The following is a 17740-nucleotide window of genomic DNA, read 5'->3' as shown; positions in this document are numbered from 1 at the left end:
GCTAGTAAAGTAAGACAGTGATGTGAAAACTGAGAAAGGGACAATAAAATAGGAGGATATCATGTAGGGTAAGAAGAAAATTTTCAGCTTAATACTAATTGGAATGATAGCATTTTTAATAGTGGGTGGCTTCATATTTTATAATGTTGTTTTGAATTCAGATGAAAGTGCACAGAAGAACCTTTCTGATAAAAATTTAACAGTTGATGAACGATTATATAAACAAACGGATAGTGAAATTTTGAATTGGTGTTACCTAAAATCCAATTCCATGACAATTTTTCATATTATAATACTGACGTTCAATAATTCAAATTATGATAGTAAATAATTTGTCAGACGTTTGATTTGGAAAACGCTGCTGTGATAGTTCTCAAATAGCAAAACCACGTCTGACAAATAATATTTTGGAGGGATTTGAATGTGGGAATACAAGAAGGTTTAGAAAGACTAATTAGGGATCTTGATACACTGAAAGAGACTTGTGTATCGCTGGGGCGTATTCGAAAATGAAAAAAATAAAGACGTAGATGCTGAGGTTCGTAAGTTGCTCTCACTTTATCCAGGTGGTGTTGCCAAGCCTATATTGGTAAATGGTTACCCGGTATTCCGATTTTGCATTACCTCCTTATGAAAAAATAATGCATACAAAGGCAGGATTCCCGTAATTTAGACAACCGTAATTGGAAATACTCGCAAGACGCATTACGTGCAAAACTTGTCTAGGAGTTTAGTTAGTTCGAATAGGAATTAAAATTATTGTATTAGTCAATCACATTCTTGTTAAAAGAATATTACAATTTAATAACAAATATAACAGTTTGGCACATACTTACAATATTTTATGTTATTATTTAACTTACTCAGTATCATCGTAGGATTGTTGTATTTAAAATTAGTTCTAATTTTGCGACTTTTATAATACACATAATTAAAGGAAGATTATATGGATTATGATGTTGTCATAAATGGTTTTCATGGTACAGATAATAAAGTAGCAGTAGCAATTGAGCAAGAAAAAACATATACATATTCAAAACGATCTGATCATTGGCTGGGTCAAGGGATATACTTCTTTAGTGAAGATCCTGAGCAAGCTATGAGTTGGGCTATGAATCAAACAAAACAGGGCGATACAGCAACGGTTTTATTCACAAAAATAGTGGTTAATTCATCGTCTTTTTTGAATTTAAATAGTAGAAGTGGAATTTTTACTTTAAAGAAATTAATAAATAAACTTGGTAGCGAGTATAGCATTGAGTCATATTCGGACGATCAAGTAGGGAATACTAAATTAAGGTGTTTTATAATGGATTTGCTTCCAGACAATATAAAAGCAATACAAAAAAATTTTTATATTTCTACGCAGCCACAGTTTGTTTTAAATACGCCTGAAATGGGAAGAATGGGTATTAGCATGCAAAGTGCACAAGTATGTGTAAGAGATTCGTCAATTATTAGTAGAGACACAATTGAAATATTTGAGTCTAAAAAAAAGCCTTTTAAAAAACGCAAGAGAAGAGAAGTTAACTTTAAGTGAATAGAAAGAGTGTGATTAGAAATGGATATTAAATTAACCGAAGAACGGGTATTAGAAACTGCAAAAAAATATGGCCTTTCTGTCAAAAAAAGCGAAACTCCTGGGTTTTATATTAAAGGCGAAAAGTTTGATGTGGATGGTTTGTATGCACACCTATTTGAAGATTTTAGTGCTGAGGAAATACCAATACAGGAATTAATAAGTATGGATGTAGAAATAAAAAAAACAAGTGGTAAGCTTAGATACAAAAACCTTACAAAAGACTTTGATTTTAATTTTGACGAAAAAAAAGACGAGGTTGCATAATATGGAATCAATTTTATCATTTGATGATTACGATGTAATAGAATCAATTTATTATCACAATCCTTATATAGATCTAGAGTCAGAAAATGTTTCCCCTGATTTTAAGTTGAATATTAAATATGGTGATAAGGAAAGAACAGAGGCTGCTCTCTTTTTTTCAATTGAGTTAGGAGATAAAAGTTTTGAAGAAAACTCTTTTTATTTAAAAGCCACAATTTTGGGTGTATTTAGTATAGGAAATATTGATGATACTAATGAGGAATTTGTTGATCATTTGTATAAGAAAAATTCCTTAGCAATCCTTTACCCATATATGAGATCATTAGTATCTGATGTAAGTTCAAAAGGCGGCGATTTACCAATCATATTACCGCCAATTAATGTAGGTGCAATGGCAGAAAAACAAGATTTTATAACTGAAGAGTATGATAATGAATAAGTGGACCCTGATTTTTGAGGGTTCACTTTTATATGATACTCTTAATTTAGAAAATTATCCATATTTTTAAATGTAATACAACAACCTTCACTGTGGAGGCTTTGTTTTATATAAATCCTATAGGCAGTAGGAAGATTAAGTTGCTGAGCAAGGGCATGCACATTATCCCGTAATTTTTCTTCAACATAAAAAGGAAATTTAAATGAGGGTCCGGTGCCTGTCACTTCCCGGTTTTTGTCGAACAAAAGTTCTTGACAGGAAGGAAGTCCTATGGAGAAAAAACTGTCTGTAGGGCTTTTCTTTTTATGTGATAAATGAAGCTGTTTTTTTATAACTTTCGCTTCCACTGCCCTTTGCAATCCGGGCATTGCCATTTGATGACACAATCCTCTTTCATGCTGGAAATGCCAATTTTTCTGGAAGAATGAGTTGCACCGTAATGATGCTGTATCTCTTCCGGAATAGGATCCCCTTGTAAATCAGCGCCGCAGTGAGGGCAGAACACTCTGTTATCATTTAATTTTCCCACTCTCTTTTCCCTCCGCTATTTTTGAGTATAAGGATAATGAATCAGATGCCTGGATAAGTACATAGTCCCTTTTACAGCATCATTATTTAAGATGTTTATACAAATTTTAAACCAATCACTGAAAAAGTGAAAGCACTTATAAAACAACGGATTGATGTTTATGGCAGAATAATAAAGGTACATAATTCGGTACCCTAATAGTACACAACTGCCATTATTAAAAGTCCTACGATCAACCCTGAGTCCAGGAGATATGATAATTGGAGAAGGAAGGACTGTATTGAAGACCTGATACAGTCCATCAATACTGCTAACAGCCATATAAACGAGATCCTGACGGTTATGATAGTAACATCATGATTCCGTAACCTATTTGAAGTATTCCTTTTAAGGAAGTCATGCAAAACCGACTGACTGCCACGTTAAGAAGGGTCCTCTAGTGATTTCCCAACTCAATTAAATAGAGACGGTCCTAAATAACCGTCGTAACCAATATAGTCGTTAAACCATGGTACAGGCCGCATGATCAGCCCTTCATAGTCCGGTGAAACAACGGCCCGACGGTTACGACGGTTGTATATGGCCTTTAATATATCGTGGCTACTAATCGCATTAAGTATAATTAACATCTAAAGGACTAGTTTGGCAGTCCTTCAATTTTTATATAAATATTATGATATATACTTATTAGAAAATTTTTGTTTATCATACAAGGAAGGGGGGTTCTTCAGCACAAAAGACTGGGGCTGGGAACCATGCAGGGAGTAACAGGCTGCACGGAAGGAGTTCTCATCCTTTCTATTGGCACCCTCACTACTCATACAATTTCTGAGGAATTACTAAAGTTATAATGTTCTATATTAAAAGGGTTATAATCAGCCGTCATAACCGTCGTAGCCGCTGTCTTATTAAGGGAAACGGCGTGTGGGCAGATCCTGTGAAATGGTAGTCCCGACGGCTATGTAATGTCTCCTGTTATCAGCATAACCTTGTCATTTATAATCTGCTTATCGGAAGAAAAGTTGAGCAGTCCCTTAATTTTTATGCTAATAAACATGATGATACTTGTTTCAGATATAATACTTTAGGCTGTCAATAAGAAGGGATAGTTTCTGCACAATAGGACTGAGGACCAGGCCTACAGATATATTCAGGGCCTTGTCATTTTACAATACGTTCATCCTCCATACTTGATATACTGATTTTTCATGTGAAATGGGCTGCACCACAGTTATGTAGCATTCCCTCCGGTATCGGTTCTCTCTCTGTAGTTGTCCACTCAACAGTAAGGGCAAAATTCCTTATTATCATTAAGTCCTCTCTATTCCCTGCATCATTATTAATCATTCCATTTTACATCGTTGGTCTCACCTTTAGCTGTGGTGGCCTTTTGGTATTCAAGAATAAATTCATCCAATTCCCGGCTAACTCTTATTGTCTTATCATTCCCCATACCATAGACATTCGCAGTTTCCAGCATTAGCTGTCTCTGTTGTTCAATCGCTTGTCGTAAATTTTGTAGGTTCATTTCATCTGTTTGTTTCATAAAGGCTCCTTGTATACTAACAATCATTTTCTGAGCCTATTATACTGGTGTAAACACCGTTGTTCTAGTATGCATCAATGAACTTTTAGTGAATATTTTATAGTTATGTTGGAAGACGAGTTTTTGATGCTAGTTTAAGTTTTTTACAAGAACGTGGTCTTACCAAATGAATGAAGACGCTGCAATTATTGGCATAATCCATTAACTAATATAGTTTGGTTCAGAACTGCTTATATAACAATGTAAAAAACAGCCGTCGTAACCGTAGAAGCTGTCGTCAAATTAGGGACAGGCGTGTTAGCAGCCCCTGTACAGCCCGGTAAAGGGATGATCCCGACGGTTACGCGACAGGCCCTTATGGCAGAAGAATTAGTTGTGCAGCCCCTCAAATTTTTTACTAATAAGCATTACGCTGCTTCATATATATTTTACTTTATTATAAAAGGGAATATATTGAGTAAAACTAGGGCTGAGCGGGTTATGAGACTCTTTTTATAATGGTGTATGTAGTATTTTGTAGATAACCGGTTTTTGTACTCTTTGAACAGACTGACGATCATGTGAAAAAAGCGTCAAATAGCGATTTCAATAATTTGTGTAACCAGGGCCGGTAATCTCAGATTTTAAATTAACCGTCGTAGCCGTCGGTGTGGAACTTAGCTGTAATAATAAAGGTATCCACGAGGGATATCCTTTTTCATAAAAACAATTCTGTTGTTTGTATTTCATTTAGTCTACCGATAATAAAAGCATTTTCCCTCTCTACTACCTCGATTTTCATTTCACTGTTCAAGGGTCTTAACAAAAGTAAGTTATCCTGAGTCTGAATTTTTCTAAGTCTCGCTGGATTATTTAAATAGCTAACTAAAAATATGTCTTCTTGATTAAATTCATTGGTTAGGTATATAACAGCTTTAGAGTTCTTTTTAATGTTATATGCCCCTAAGCTATCATCTTGTATGACCACTGAAATAAATTCGGATGGGTTACTAAGAGTGAAATCCTCTGCGTTTATATATCCGAGAAAATCTTCACTTTGGTAAGAACCATGACCGTAAATATCATTGAAAAGAGGAATTTTGTCATCCTTTAAAAGTTTTTCAATTGAAAAGAAATTGCTATGAGTGAATTTAGGCTCACCAGTGTGTTTGATAATGGAAGATTTCTTTCTAAGAAGGTTTACCAAGGTTGACTTCTCATGTAGCTCCAATTCGTTTACGGAAAAGTCCACATATTCTTTACTTGAACCATCTGTTATACCTCTACTTTTAAAGAACTCTGTAATTTCATTATCTCCTAGCAAGAAACTATCATCATCCATAAGGCTAATCTCTATTAAGAAGTTTAAGTCTTCTTCAATTTTATTTGCGTTTTCAATATACTGTTGAATGATTCTGGGAGATCGTTCGTAACCGGCAATGAAATTTAAATAATCAGCATTATTTCCTGTTATCTCAGAAATGGCATTATTTATTTCTTCGCTTGCAGGCGGTGTACGATTGTTTTTTAGTCTACTTAAATAAGATATGTCTGCCTGAACCCCTTTCTCTTTAAGTTTATTTCCAATTTCGGTTAATGACAATCCACTATTTTCAAAGTATTCCTTTAAAACTGCATGATATTTTTTCATAATTTACTCCTTTACTGTTGACATAGTCAATATTTACCATATATGATGGTGGTAGTGGTTTTGAATAAATATGAAAATATTTGATTAGATAGTAAAAATGATGTGAAAGGAGAATCATCTCATGAAACGAAACAAAGAACTCAGGCAAATTATTAAAGAATCTAAAGTTTATAATTGGCAGGTAGCTGAAGCTATGAACATGCATGAGAACACCCTTTACAGGATGCTCCGCAGACCACTATCCTCTACTGAAAAGCAAAGAATTATTGAACTTGTAAAAGAACTATCATCACTTAACAACCATTAAAGCAGTAAAGTATCTAATAATACTTATGCAAGTTTATAGTAAACAAAATATTTAGTAATGGAGGTAAGCGAATGAATACAAACACACTTGCTGCACTGCAACTTTTTGAATATGGTTTAACGCCTATTCCTTTAATAGGAAAGAGACCAATTGTCAAGAACTGGTCCAAGAGGTTTCTGGTGCATCCACTATATAAACGAGAAATTATAAATGGTATACCGGAAAATAATAATTTGATTCTCTTTAGCAATAAGAACATTGGTATTATAACCGGTCAAATATCAAATATTATCGTTTTGGATTTGGATGAGCTAAAACTTTTGCCAAAGCTAAAAGAATATGGGGAAATACCCCCTACTTGGACCGTAAAATCAAGTCGTGGTTATCATTTTTATTTTAAGTATATGGATAATATACCATCAACTAGAATCTGGGATGGTATTGATATTTTAGCAGATAAAAAAATGGTGGTAGCACCACCTTCAGTCCATCCTTCGGGACAAAAATACTATTGGATAAAGTCTCCTAAGGATACAGAATTAGCAGAACTACCAACTTGGCTAATAAGCCTAATAAGAAAATCTAAAAATAAGACATCTTCATTATACAAAAGTAGAAAAGATATTGAAAGGGATAATAGCTATTTTGAATTGATGGATTACGACTGGATTGAATTTTATTCCAGGCATGTGAGTAATATCAAAGGAAATGGAATATGGCTTAATGCTCAATGTCCATTCCATGATGATCAAAATAATTCCTTTTCTTTTAATAAAGAACATGGCGGCTGGGTCTGCTTTGCAGGATGCGGCAAGGGAAATAGCGTTCAATTTATGAAGAAAATTTATAACATTTCATATAGGGAAGTGCTTGACCTGCTTGAGGGGAGTGATATCTATGCCTAAGAAGGTTGGTAATGTGTCTCCCTTAACCAGTAAGCAGCAGAGTATTAAAAAAAGAGCAGAAAAGAATCAACTTACCATTTCGGAGGTTCTATTAAAGCTATCTGATGACGCAAGGTCATATTTTGTAACCGAATCAGAAGAAGTTTTCGCAACAATACCAATTAATAAGATTAATCAAACGGTCGATATATCGAGTTCCACTTTTAAACAATGGTTACGTAATCAGTATTATATAATATTTAAAAAACCTGTATCAAATTCTCATATACAGGAAGTTATTGATACGATTTGTGCGCGAGAAGTCATGGGCTCGAAAGCGAAAAAGAAAATACATTTCCGAATCTGCGAGGAAAAAGGCAAACTTTTTATTGATTTAATCAATGACAATCAAGACGTTATTGAAATAAGTGAAAGTGGATGGAACATGAAAAGACAGCAGGAACTTAATATTCACTTTGAAAGACCGAATACCTCAAACTCCATCCAAAAGCCTATAGGAAATGGTGACCTAAGTAAATTAAGAAAATATATACCTTTAGAAGAAAACGACTATAAACTTGTTTTGTCATTTATTATTGGATGCTTTATGCCGGACGGCCCTTATCCAATCCTCATTCTACAGGGTTCGCAAGGATCAGGTAAGAGCACGTTATCTAAAATTATAAAATCAATTGTTGATCCGTCAGTCGTGATGGCACAATCTCCACCAAAGAAAGAAAAAGATTTGTTTGTTGCTGCTTCATACAATCACTTGCTTGTTTTTGATAATTTGTCAGGTATTGATTCGAGAATGTCCGATGCTTTATGTAAGCTTTCAACCGGAATAGCAATGGTTTCAAAAAAGCTGTTTACCGATAAAGATCAAGCCACCATGACTGCTAAAAAGCCTTTAATTTTGAATGGTATTGACTATATTGCAAAACGAAGTGATCTAGCTGATCGATCTATTATTATCAATTTACCAAAAATGTCTAGTGAGAGTGTACAAGCTGAGAAGGATCTATGGAAAAATTTCTATAATGATTTACCGGATATTCTAGGTGGAATATGTGACGTTTTGTCAGTCATTCTGCGAGATTATAACTCTATCAAACTTGAAAAGAATTCAAGGATGGCTGACTTTGTTAAATGGGTTACGGCTGCTGAAAGTTGGCTGGGTTATGGAGAAGGTGAATTTATTAAATGCTATGAAGCTAATAAAAGTGATGCTGCGCTTGAATCGTTAGAGCAAAATCTTTTAGCTTATAGCATTTACGAACTAGTGAAATCAAATAATAAACTAAGAGGAAATTCCACAAGTATTCTTAAGCAACTGAGAGACAAACTGAAAACGTTAGGAATTGAACCCAAGGAAAACTGGATAGCGGCAAACAAATTGAAAGATTCCATCACACGGGTGGAGCCTATTCTTAATAGATTGGACATTTATTATGAGTATAAAAGAGGAAAAGAGAGAACGCACATATTGTATAAAAAGTCATAAGGCTGCTCATCTTGAATAAAAAACTTGTCACTGGAGGTATTCTATGTTGATTGAGTATATTCATCAATTTATTAAAAAGTATTTACCTATGCTAAATAGAAGTCAGGAAACAATTAAAGGTTACAGAGTTGACTTGTGTAGTTTTAACGATTGGATTGCGGACAATTATAACTGCATTCCCAAACTTGAAATGATTGATTATAAAATGATTGAAGAGTATTTATATTACCTTAAAACAAAGAGGAATTATGCGGATGCAAGTCGAAAAAGAAACTTACATTCCATCAGCTCATTTATGAAGTATTTGAAAAGGGATGGGTTGGTTACAGAAAATCCTGCGGAAAAAGTGGCTCCATTCAAGGTTGTCAAGAAAGTAAGGCAGCCCCTTTCAGAAAGTGAAGTAAATGAGTTGTTCCGTAATGCTTCAGGTTTAACTAGGATGCTCATTACCATGCTTTATTACAGCGGAGCTAGGATAAGTGCAGCCTGTAATTTAAAAATGGATGACATTGACTTTGAAGAAAAGACGGTGCATTTATTTGGAAAGGGGCAAAAGCACAGGACAGTACCTTTACACCCTAATTTAGAAAAGGAATTAAACCATTATTTAAATAATACCAGAATTGATACAAACAGTGATTATTTATTAGCAACAAAAAAGACGGGAAGGTTGTCTCCGCCGTATGCCAGAAAACTTATATCAGATTTGCGTAAGAAACTAGGTTGGCAAAAAAATATAACTTGCCATACGTTTAGACATTCATTTGGTACAAACTTACTGAAAAAAGACGTCAATTTATATACCATACAAAAATTATTGGGGCATAATTCCCTTAGAACGACGGAGGTCTACCTGCACATGAGAGGAGAAGAACTTGGCAAAGAAGTTAATAAATTAAGGTAGGTGAAATGATGACGAATGAAGAGAAGGTAACAAAAGCTATTGAGTTATATGCTCAAGGTTTAGATGCGGAGGAAGTTGCTTGGAAGGTTGGATACTCAAGCTCTCGAAGCCTTTCCAGATTTATGCGTAATATGAATTATATGTTTGATAATCGATTAAAAAATTACGTGTTAATAGATGATGAATCTAAAGGTAAGACCACTGAAACAGTAAATAATAAAAAAACTCAAGAAAATAAGGGGGATAAAAATATCGATCCACTAGAATTATTAGAAAAACCAGAAGTCTTGTCAGCACTGCAACATTCAGATAAGTTATTGAACCTCATTAATACGGGGGGGATAGAAGAACCAAAAGAGGATTCATCCTATAGTTTCTGGAGGAAGGCACAGGATTTTGCTTTTATGAGAAAAGCCTCATTTACGACAACTGTAAGGTTACCAGTTGAGTTAAATGAAAGGGTGGATAAATTCAAAGAAAGCTCTAACTTAACTCAAACACAAATAATCTGTATGTCCTTAGATTATTTCATTAATGCCTTTGAAGAAAAACTATAAGTATCTCAATAGGGTGTGCCCTATTGAGATATTATTCAACTCCCGATTTTAAAGCTTTTAAACAGTCTCAGTTAAGTGTCTCAAAAATGATGAAGGGAGTGAAGGAGAATCATTTACGGATATGCACGAGTTTCCTCGACTGATCAAAATATTGATACGCAGGTATCGCAATTAAAATCATATGGAGTAGACGAAATAATTAGTGAAAAAATTACAGGAGTGGCTGAAAACAAATTATTAGATGACCTTGTCTCAAACTTAAATATTGGAGATACGCTAGTGGCCACAAGGATGGACCGATTAGGTCGAAGTACCGTACAGCTTTTGCAATTAGTAGAGGAACTATCTCAGAGGGAGATATTTTTAGTAATTTTAAATCTTGGTATAGATACCCGAACGCCTACAGGGAAGTTTTTTCTAACGGTACTGGCAGCATTTAGTGAATTAGAAAGAACTATGATTAAAGAAAAGCAAAGGGCTGGCATAGAAATTGCGCAAAAGAAAGGCCATTACAAGGGAAGGGTAAAAAGATACACCAAAAATCATCCTGGAATGAATCACGCAATTGAACTGTATAAACAAAGGGAGAAAACAGTCAAAGAAATTTGTGAAATAACAAAAGTGAGTAGAGCATCATTGTACAGGGCACTAAAGGAAAGACAACACGTGACATAATTGATGGCACAAGCAAAAAGCGCTTATGGTCAATAAACATATAAAAATTGTTTCGTTCAAATATTACTTGTGAAGGGGGGGGCGTTATAAATGGAAGTTTGGAATAATCAAGCGGCTTTAGGTTACACTATTGCGGCTGCCAAAAAAATTAGTTTAACCGATGATGCGATACAGGACTTAATTAAGGCAATGCATTCCGGATTTGACATGAAAACAATTGAAGAAGCAATAGATATTTATAGGAAGTCATCCTATTAAAGAAAGAAGCTGTTTATCATTATCGATTGGTATTTTTTCATTATAAATCTAGAGATTACGAAATTTGTGTTTAAGGACGTCAGACGTGATTTGGACTTATGAACCTCGCCATAGAGGGGTTTTGTAATTTGGATGTCAGACATTGTGTTCAGGGCTTGTCAGACGTAGTTTTGCCTTTTGCGCCTTGTTATGAAAGGATTTTAATAAAAGGCTGTCAGACAATCTGTGACAGTTGCAATTACGAAAAAAGATTTGTCAGACATGCGATTTCAGAAATCCTGCTGTGGCAGTTTTCAAGCAGTGAAATCACGTCTGACAAACCAGTATTTAAAGAAGGCGGTTGTACTATGACGAAAAATAATGTATTTCATTTTCCTACTGAACAGAATAAGGGAGCTACGGATCTCGTTAATACATTTCCGGTTCTTCATTTTTCAATTGAGGGGAGGTTACCTCATAAGGATGTTGACCGTAAAACTTATGTTGAAGCAAGGGATTATTTTCTAGATCAAATTTTAGATACCTACGATTGGGAAGATTTAGGTATTGAATTCAATCGTGCCATTGCCTATATTGCCAATTACTTTAAAAGCCCACGTATTCGTGACTTGGACAATTTGAACAGAAAATCTCTTATTGACGGACTTCGCAAAACCTTAGTTATAAAAAATGATGGCTTTTATTGCTTGTCGCATATGGGGGATGGCTTTTATGACGGGGAAAGAGACCATATTGAATTATTTGTGATGGAAAGAAAACATATTTGGGATTTCGGGAAACTTTGGGATGTGATGGGATTGAATGTTTTGGCTGCTGGCGATCTTAATGAGGACGATACGTTAGAAGAACCCATTAAACCCGAAAATCAATTAGAATCAGCTGAAGACTTTTGGGAAAATTTCTGAAGAGTAATTTTGTAAATCAAAAGAGGTGAAAATGCTTCTTGGTCAATCGATTGGTTTCGGGGTGAAAAAAGTTGATAGATTATGAGTTTTTTTATAGGAAAAGGCAATAAAAAACGGGGTGAAAATACTCGCCATTTAAATTTTACTATTTTCATATCGAAAACAGGGGCATTTTCACCCCGTTTTTAGACTTCCTAGTTAATGAAATAAGCTATTTTCCTTTAAACCGAAAAGGTACAAAAGAAAGGCAGGTTTGGGAGAGGAGGCTCGAGGAGACGCAGAGATGACGAAAACAAACAGGCTTTATGCTCTATCTTTGAATAAGCTGAAAAAATGATTCAAATATCCACCTTTATATATGGGGGTAAGTGAGGGGGGAGTGAGATGCCACGCAATGCATGGATTACAAAACCACAAACGAGGGACATAGCAATACTATATGATTTATACCAATACCGGATACTGACAACAGAACAAATTAAGCGGATGTATTTTCCGAACAGCAAGAGATATGTAGACGAAAAATTGCGAGCAATGCGAAACAGTCAGCTGATAAGCACCTTTACTCAAAAGAGGCCGGGTCGAAAAGGGTATGCCTGTCACCGGATTCTTCAAAAGGGATTGGACTTGTTAAAAGAAAAGGGCTATGACATTCAATACAAACCGTCTGATTTAACGGTCAATGCGAATGCGCGTCCTTACGTCCTGGCTACAAACGACATCATGACGCACATAACCTCTTATGGTTGGTTTATGAAAGATAGCCGGCAAGTCAAGCGAGAGTATGGCTTAAACAGCGGAGATCAAATACATGGTTCTATAGTGAGCCCTGAAGGTACTGAATATGGTCTTTTTGTGCTGGAACAAGACACACTGGTGAAGAACTTGGCAAAAGTAGTTTATGAGATTAGGACAACCTCTAAAAAAGACGTTGGATTAACGGATTTCATCATATTTGCAAAGGGTCAAGCATCCATCGACCATTTCATTGAATTAGCAAATACCGAGAAGCGAGATCATCAAGGAAAGCCGATACAGAAAAAACTTCGCCCGAGTGGAGCACTTTGCGTTATGCACCTGGACCACGGGATAGATTACCTTAAATCCAAGCTGTCCGACAAAGGCTATTTTGAAAGCATATTTAAAATACCAAAAGCACCTGTCCACTGGCTCGCCCCTTCCAACAAAATCGGTTTTGAATGTATCGCAGAATATCAAGGGGAGGAAGTCTATATTGTCAATATGCTGGATACCGACCTAACGAAAGTGGATGCCATTATAGGCTATTTAGAAGACAGGAAACGCATGGAACGTTTTGGCGAAAAAATCCGAAAAGTGCTGATCGTAACGGAAGAAAACTTAAAAGGATTTCATAAAGAGCTTATTGGTCAAAATCAGAATATAGCGTATTTTGTTTTAGAACATCAGAAAATTACATCATCATTTAGGCCAAAAACAGAGAGAGGAGCGTGAGTATGATGATTGAACGATTCCAACCCGTAGCCAATATCACAAAAGATGACCAAACAGCCGAAGAAATAGCAGCCTTTCCCGAGGACATTTAACATGTGATTTATCACTTAATGGGAGAGCTTATGCAATGATTTTATTTGGATTACTCGTATTAGGCTGCATGGGGCGACTGGTGATATTTCCGGGGTGGACACCTTCAGTGAACATAGCCCTTACGTTGGCGTTGGCCTATTCATCTTCCTGCTGATCGAAATATCTTTCTTGCGAAAATGGAATGCCGTTACCAAGTTGGGAGTTTTGACCTACGACAATACAACAGCGTTAGGCTGTTAGGTGTATGCGTTTTAGCAGGCTAACGAGTACCATATCCATTATGGGCATCACGTTTCTTGCTGATTATATCCTTATTGCTGAATCATGATACTATACGTTTGAAAAATCTCAAAAAGATGATACGATGAAGTTACAAGCCCCGTGATAACTATTTTTTGCTCGGTTGCATGATATAGAAAATGCGAATGTTGTCCACTTTTAAAGTCAAATAAAAGAAGAATTAATGCCGATTACTTCCACTTACAGGTGGGACTAGTCGGCTTTTTTACGCTTTCAAAAGGTATTTAAAATTTGAAGCAACAACGGAGGGTGGATTGCTTGACCAAGAACATTGTCTGCTGCAAATCCTGCTCACCCTTTAACAATGAAAAAGCTGGCGAGAAATTCAAAAGTTGATGAGGTGTAATGAATGGAAATGACGTATGAAGCAGTTTTCAAAAAGGCACGAGAAATCGTAAATCAACATGATCCAATGGGGCTGATCTGTATAGGATGCCCGAAGGATGAATATGACACTGAAATCGCTATGATTCTCAAGAACTATGCTGACGCAAAAGATGAAGACGAATTAACGAAAATCGTTTGGGAAATGTTCGTTCAGTGCTTTGATGAGAAATTCGTTCACCCGAAAGAAAAATATCGACCTTTAGCCCGAGACTTGTGGAATTTAAGAAAAAGAGAAAGCGATAATTAAATTTGAAATTGTAAAATGGCATTCAGATATTTAAGGAATAAAAAAACGATTCTCAGGCCAGTTTTGTTAATAAAATATCAATAGATTTAGGAGGGGGTAACCATGGATGAATTCTTCATAATGATAATTCGCAATCGAGAAGATGGAGGATACTACGTACGTAGAAGATCCAGGATTGTCGGAATGTGTTATACAAGGAGATTCCATTTTGAGAGGAATACTTGGGGAACACGAAAGAAGCAATTGAATTGAACTTGGAAGGGTTAGAAGAACATGCGAATCATTCGAATAATCCAATATTTGCATGTGTGGAGGTGGATTTAATTTGCTACCTCTTTTCGTAAAGAAGGAATCAAGGTGATCAGTATTGAATAGTAAATATGACCTATTAATTGAAACGCACATTCCGTTAAAGATTTTTGAAATTGGGAGGATTTTACTATGCAAGCAGGTTCGATGTGTACAATATATAAAACATGTAAAATATGTGGTGAAACGAAGCATTTTAAGCATTTTAAAAAATGCGGCAAAAGATACCGAGATCGAACATCTTACTGTATAAATTGCCAGGATCGAAGTCACGAAATCATTATCCCTAACACTATCTATACGTTTGATACCTTAGAGTTGTCTGAGGAGTTTATCAAAGTGAGACACAAGAAAAGAAATGGTAAATATCGCTATGAGTATTGGGGATCTTTACAACATGCCCGGCAGTTGGTGAATGAAGGTGCTGCCGGCATTGTACATGAAAAGCTCATTCACAGGTTATACACATCCGGGGAACTCCGACAAATGATTCGGGAAAGGGATCAGTTTACATGTGGCTACTGCGGCGGTCATGGGGATACCATTGATCATATTGTACCAAAGTCAAAAGGGGGATTACTAACACCAGTTAACTGTGTTTGTTCATGTAGGCAATGTAACAAGCAAAAAGATGATACGGATGTATTTGATTTTTTGCTAAGGAAAAACAAGGCTCCAATTGTAATTAACTCCTAATTTTTCGGAACTAAGGAACACTTTAAAAATCCAGCTATGATAAAATAAGCATTCGGACAAAATTTATCGAATATCCTTATAAAATTTGACATTTGAAGGGCGACCCGGAATATTGAAATTACGAAGGAAAGTGATTTTTTAGACAGATAAATGGAAAGGCAGGATATCACCACCTCAGACCTTGTTTGTGTACGTGATAGTGTGTTTTATGGGATGAAGAAAAAACAGCCTTTAGGCCTCCATTCTCATCAACAGCGTACCACGAACAATCACTTCTAACTTCCACCGGTGAGGCCACCTAACTCCTTCCAGTAATCGTTAAGAAGTGGTACGGTGGAAAAGGGCGAGCAGCCAAGCTGTGATTAAAAAGCATTCCTGTAATGAAGGGAAATCAGCGAAAATAGCAAGTTGCGTTTAGAACTGTCTCCTTGTCTTCAACGTGGGGGCAGTTCTCGTTGCTAATATTAATTACGCCTTTTTTCTTTTAAATGTTTTCTCATGATTTCGTCTGTCTTCTGTTCTTCTCTTTTTGAATTAGAGCCCCAAGCATAAACACCATGATATTCTTCATCAATTTCCTGTTCCAACTTACCAAGTTCAATATAGGCATATTGCTTCCAGGACGTTAACCGGCAGTGATACAGATTTGTCCGTTCGATGCCGAAAGCCTGATTTCATTTACTTTAACAGATCAGCAGGCACGAATTGTTGGATAAAACAGTTTATCACTACGCTATATTCGAATAGAACTTTAACTAACGTTCTTTTCAATTGATTCATCATTATCATTATTATTAGCTTTACATTGTTCCTTTTCAATAAGGTCATTAATTTGTAGTAATCCGCTCTGATCAAGCTTATAAGTTTTTAATTCAGTATTTGGGACATTTTCTAAGGCATCTTTGATATTAGCTGAATAATTAGGTGCGATTGTTATTACTCTTACATCCTCATGGAATGCAGACTGGTAATAAGCGGCTTGCCATACAATGTTTTTGTCGTCATTTGTGACTTTTAACTCGATAACACATAGTTTATTATCTTTATCTCTTGCTAATAGGTCTATAATTCCTTCATTTATTTTCTTTTGTGACTCGATTAATGACATTCCTGATTCAATCAACTCTACATGATCAGCAATATATTTTTCAAAAATTTCCTCATTTCCATTGATTATTGTTTCAGCAGCAAATTGATGAGATAGTAAATCAATTTTTTTATTGTATTCCTTAAAGAGTTCAGAGTTGTTATATCCATTTTCATCCAAACAAGAAGTACATACACCAAAAAATACAAATGGCTTATCGAAATCTAGCCCTACAACATTTGACCAACTGAATTCTGGTATGGAAACAAGAAGTCGATTTTGTAACTCTTTTAATACTCTGTTAGGAAGTCCATCCCAAACTCTTGTGCCCCAGTATCTAGTATTATTTTTTGGTTGATCTATTTTCTTTTGTTTAAAGCATTCCTCGCAAAATACGTCACCTGAAAAAATAGTAATAAAGTGTTTTTTTAATTCCCTAATTTCTTTAATATCTTTCGTCACTAATAGCAATTCGCCACTTTGAAATTTCCACTCTTTCTCGTCATATTTAAAACCATAAACAAAATACCTTTCACCTTCATAATGTCTGTATTCAATTTTTAATGCCCCGTAAATCTTTTTCATTACTTCAATGCACATAAACCTCACCTCATTTCCATTTTGTGTTAACGATGTTAAGTTAATACATTCATGGGGATATTTATTTATTTTAAAATTGTTAGTGACAAAATTACTAGACCCCCTATTTGGAACCACCGTTGCGTTCGAAATATGGTCATTTATCATGCATTTTCAAATTCAACATTCCGACGATCCGGAACGGAAAACCCGTGTTCGACACTCCTTCTATTTATTTCGAGTTTCTTAAAATATCGCTGCTTTCTAATAGTCGATGAATAAAGCTGGTACACGACTTCAGACGTTGAGACTTCCCTGTAGTTAGCAGCAGGATACTAGTGTTCCGTGTGCAGTCCCTTGCCCAACTGTAAGTGGAGTCTGGTGATATTGGTAATCAGGCAATGAAAACAGCGATCATGAGCTCGTTATTTTCACTCACACAAGTTGAATGTTACGACGGCTACGACGGTACTTAATAAATTTTTATAATACCCCCTTGTTTTGATTTGCTGCACCAGACATGGCCTATAAATGAAGTAACATACTATATAACGAATAGGGAATAGCCCAAAACACACTTCAGGG

General features: G+C 35.6%; 19 protein-coding genes. 14 read left to right on the top strand and 5 right to left on the bottom strand.

Translation table 11 applies throughout. The features are described 5' to 3' along the window. Nucleotides 1-946: 946 nt before the first annotated feature. Genes FFL34_RS07205 through FFL34_RS07195 form a run of 3 tightly spaced genes read left to right on the top strand, consistent with a single transcriptional unit; the run spans nt 947 to nt 2285 of the window. Nucleotides 947-1540, top strand: coding sequence for a hypothetical protein (locus tag FFL34_RS07205; RefSeq protein WP_138602808.1), 594 nt, complete (start codon nt 947-949; stop codon nt 1538-1540). A gap of 21 nt (nt 1541-1561) precedes the next feature. Continuing rightward, nucleotides 1562-1846: a hypothetical protein gene (locus FFL34_RS07200; RefSeq protein WP_138602806.1), complete on the top strand. Its 285-nt coding sequence runs from the start codon at nt 1562-1564 to the stop codon at nt 1844-1846. 1 nt (nt 1847) lies between these two features. Beyond that, nucleotides 1848-2285, top strand: coding sequence for a protein-export chaperone SecB (locus FFL34_RS07195; protein WP_138602804.1), 438 nt, complete (start codon nt 1848-1850; stop codon nt 2283-2285). A gap of 41 nt (nt 2286-2326) precedes the next feature. On the opposite strand, the gene FFL34_RS07190 is transcribed toward FFL34_RS07195, so the two are convergent. From FFL34_RS07190 to FFL34_RS07175, 4 genes are all read right to left on the bottom strand, one after another. After that, nucleotides 2327-2659: a hypothetical protein gene (locus FFL34_RS07190; RefSeq protein ID WP_138602802.1), complete on the bottom strand. Its 333-nt coding sequence runs from the start codon at nt 2657-2659 to the stop codon at nt 2327-2329. Continuing rightward, entirely contained in the window at nt 2614-2814 is a 201-nt protein-coding gene (locus FFL34_RS07185; RefSeq protein ID WP_138602800.1) for a hypothetical protein, read from the bottom strand. Before FFL34_RS07185 ends, FFL34_RS07190 begins: the two co-directional genes overlap by 46 nt. Nucleotides 2815-4153: 1339 nt before the next feature. Continuing rightward, entirely contained in the window at nt 4154-4360 is a 207-nt protein-coding gene (locus FFL34_RS07180; RefSeq protein WP_171046315.1) for an aspartyl-phosphate phosphatase Spo0E family protein, read from the bottom strand. A 697-nt stretch (nt 4361-5057) separates the two neighbouring features. Then, entirely contained in the window at nt 5058-5990 is a 933-nt protein-coding gene (locus FFL34_RS07175) for a S24 family peptidase (protein ID WP_138602797.1), read from the bottom strand. A gap of 121 nt (nt 5991-6111) precedes the next feature. Here FFL34_RS07175 and FFL34_RS07170 point away from each other — a divergent pair, with 121 nt between their 5' ends. From FFL34_RS07170 to FFL34_RS18195, 11 genes are all read left to right on the top strand, one after another. After that, the gene (locus FFL34_RS07170; RefSeq protein ID WP_138602795.1) at nt 6112-6297 is read left to right on the top strand and encodes a hypothetical protein; all 186 of its coding nucleotides are present in this window, start codon (nt 6112-6114) and stop codon (nt 6295-6297) included. Between the two features lie 71 nt (nt 6298-6368). Further along, entirely contained in the window at nt 6369-7202 is an 834-nt protein-coding gene (locus FFL34_RS07165; protein ID WP_138602793.1) for a bifunctional DNA primase/polymerase, read from the top strand. Then, complete coding sequence (locus tag FFL34_RS07160; protein WP_138602791.1) at nt 7195-8685, top strand: hypothetical protein; 1491 nt, start codon at nt 7195-7197, stop codon at nt 8683-8685. Before FFL34_RS07165 ends, FFL34_RS07160 begins: the two co-directional genes overlap by 8 nt. A 43-nt stretch (nt 8686-8728) precedes the next feature. Further along, nucleotides 8729-9589, top strand: a complete 861-nt coding sequence (locus tag FFL34_RS07155; RefSeq protein WP_138602789.1) for a tyrosine-type recombinase/integrase — start codon at nt 8729-8731, stop codon at nt 9587-9589. A gap of 5 nt (nt 9590-9594) precedes the next feature. Further along, entirely contained in the window at nt 9595-10146 is a 552-nt protein-coding gene (locus tag FFL34_RS07150) for a hypothetical protein (protein WP_234031452.1), read from the top strand. A 108-nt stretch (nt 10147-10254) separates the two neighbouring features. Then, nucleotides 10255-10821 (top strand): recombinase family protein, encoded by a 567-nt coding sequence (locus FFL34_RS07145; RefSeq protein ID WP_138602785.1) that lies wholly within the window; start codon nt 10255-10257, stop codon nt 10819-10821. Between the two features lie 90 nt (nt 10822-10911). After that, a complete protein-coding gene (locus FFL34_RS18200) occupies nt 10912-11079 on the top strand; it encodes a hypothetical protein (RefSeq protein ID WP_171046314.1) in 168 nt (55 codons plus the stop codon). Nucleotides 11080-11207: 128 nt separating this feature from the next. After that, the gene (locus tag FFL34_RS07140) at nt 11208-11984 is read left to right on the top strand and encodes a RusA family crossover junction endodeoxyribonuclease (RefSeq protein WP_138602783.1); all 777 of its coding nucleotides are present in this window, start codon (nt 11208-11210) and stop codon (nt 11982-11984) included. 384 nt (nt 11985-12368) lie between these two features. Next, nucleotides 12369-13457 carry a replication-relaxation family protein gene (locus tag FFL34_RS07135; protein ID WP_138602781.1) on the top strand — a complete coding sequence of 363 codons (1089 nt, stop codon included), beginning with the start codon at nt 12369-12371 and terminating at the stop codon, nt 13455-13457. 742 nt (nt 13458-14199) lie between these two features. Then, entirely contained in the window at nt 14200-14484 is a 285-nt protein-coding gene (locus FFL34_RS07130; RefSeq protein WP_138602779.1) for a DUF1871 family protein, read from the top strand. 648 nt (nt 14485-15132) lie between these two features. Further along, the gene (locus tag FFL34_RS18195; protein ID WP_171046313.1) at nt 15133-15489 is read left to right on the top strand and encodes an HNH endonuclease; all 357 of its coding nucleotides are present in this window, start codon (nt 15133-15135) and stop codon (nt 15487-15489) included. A 751-nt stretch (nt 15490-16240) separates the two neighbouring features. Here FFL34_RS18195 and FFL34_RS07120 read toward each other — a convergent pair. Then, nucleotides 16241-17176, bottom strand: coding sequence for an endonuclease NucS domain-containing protein (locus FFL34_RS07120; protein ID WP_171046312.1), 936 nt, complete (start codon nt 17174-17176; stop codon nt 16241-16243). Nucleotides 17177-17740 lie beyond the last annotated feature (564 nt).

Origin of the sequence: Lentibacillus cibarius (genome assembly GCF_005887555.1) — a bacterium.
Lineage (GTDB): Bacteria > Bacillota > Bacilli > Bacillales > Amphibacillaceae > Lentibacillus > Lentibacillus cibarius.
Note: the sequence above shows the minus strand (reverse complement) of the source record. Positions and strands in the feature narration are given on the sequence as shown.

Coding starts and splice junctions, on each gene's coding strand:
- FFL34_RS07150 (WP_234031452.1), top strand. CDS start 9,595: ATGATGACGAATGAAGAGAAGGTAACAAAAGCTATTGAGTTATATGCT.
- FFL34_RS07190 (WP_138602802.1), bottom strand. CDS start 2,659: ATGGCAATGCCCGGATTGCAAAGGGCAGTGGAAGCGAAAGTTATAAAA.
- FFL34_RS07180 (WP_171046315.1), bottom strand. CDS start 4,360: ATGAAACAAACAGATGAAATGAACCTACAAAATTTACGACAAGCGATT.
- FFL34_RS07165 (WP_138602793.1), top strand. CDS start 6,369: ATGAATACAAACACACTTGCTGCACTGCAACTTTTTGAATATGGTTTA.
- FFL34_RS07160 (WP_138602791.1), top strand. CDS start 7,195: ATGCCTAAGAAGGTTGGTAATGTGTCTCCCTTAACCAGTAAGCAGCAG.
- FFL34_RS07170 (WP_138602795.1), top strand. CDS start 6,112: ATGAAACGAAACAAAGAACTCAGGCAAATTATTAAAGAATCTAAAGTT.
- FFL34_RS07205 (WP_138602808.1), top strand. CDS start 947: ATGGATTATGATGTTGTCATAAATGGTTTTCATGGTACAGATAATAAA.
- FFL34_RS07120 (WP_171046312.1), bottom strand. CDS start 17,176: ATGTGCATTGAAGTAATGAAAAAGATTTACGGGGCATTAAAAATTGAA.
- FFL34_RS07130 (WP_138602779.1), top strand. CDS start 14,200: ATGGAAATGACGTATGAAGCAGTTTTCAAAAAGGCACGAGAAATCGTA.
- FFL34_RS18200 (WP_171046314.1), top strand. CDS start 10,912: ATGGAAGTTTGGAATAATCAAGCGGCTTTAGGTTACACTATTGCGGCT.
- FFL34_RS07200 (WP_138602806.1), top strand. CDS start 1,562: ATGGATATTAAATTAACCGAAGAACGGGTATTAGAAACTGCAAAAAAA.
- FFL34_RS07155 (WP_138602789.1), top strand. CDS start 8,729: ATGTTGATTGAGTATATTCATCAATTTATTAAAAAGTATTTACCTATG.
- FFL34_RS07135 (WP_138602781.1), top strand. CDS start 12,369: ATGCCACGCAATGCATGGATTACAAAACCACAAACGAGGGACATAGCA.
- FFL34_RS07175 (WP_138602797.1), bottom strand. CDS start 5,990: ATGAAAAAATATCATGCAGTTTTAAAGGAATACTTTGAAAATAGTGGA.
- FFL34_RS07195 (WP_138602804.1), top strand. CDS start 1,848: ATGGAATCAATTTTATCATTTGATGATTACGATGTAATAGAATCAATT.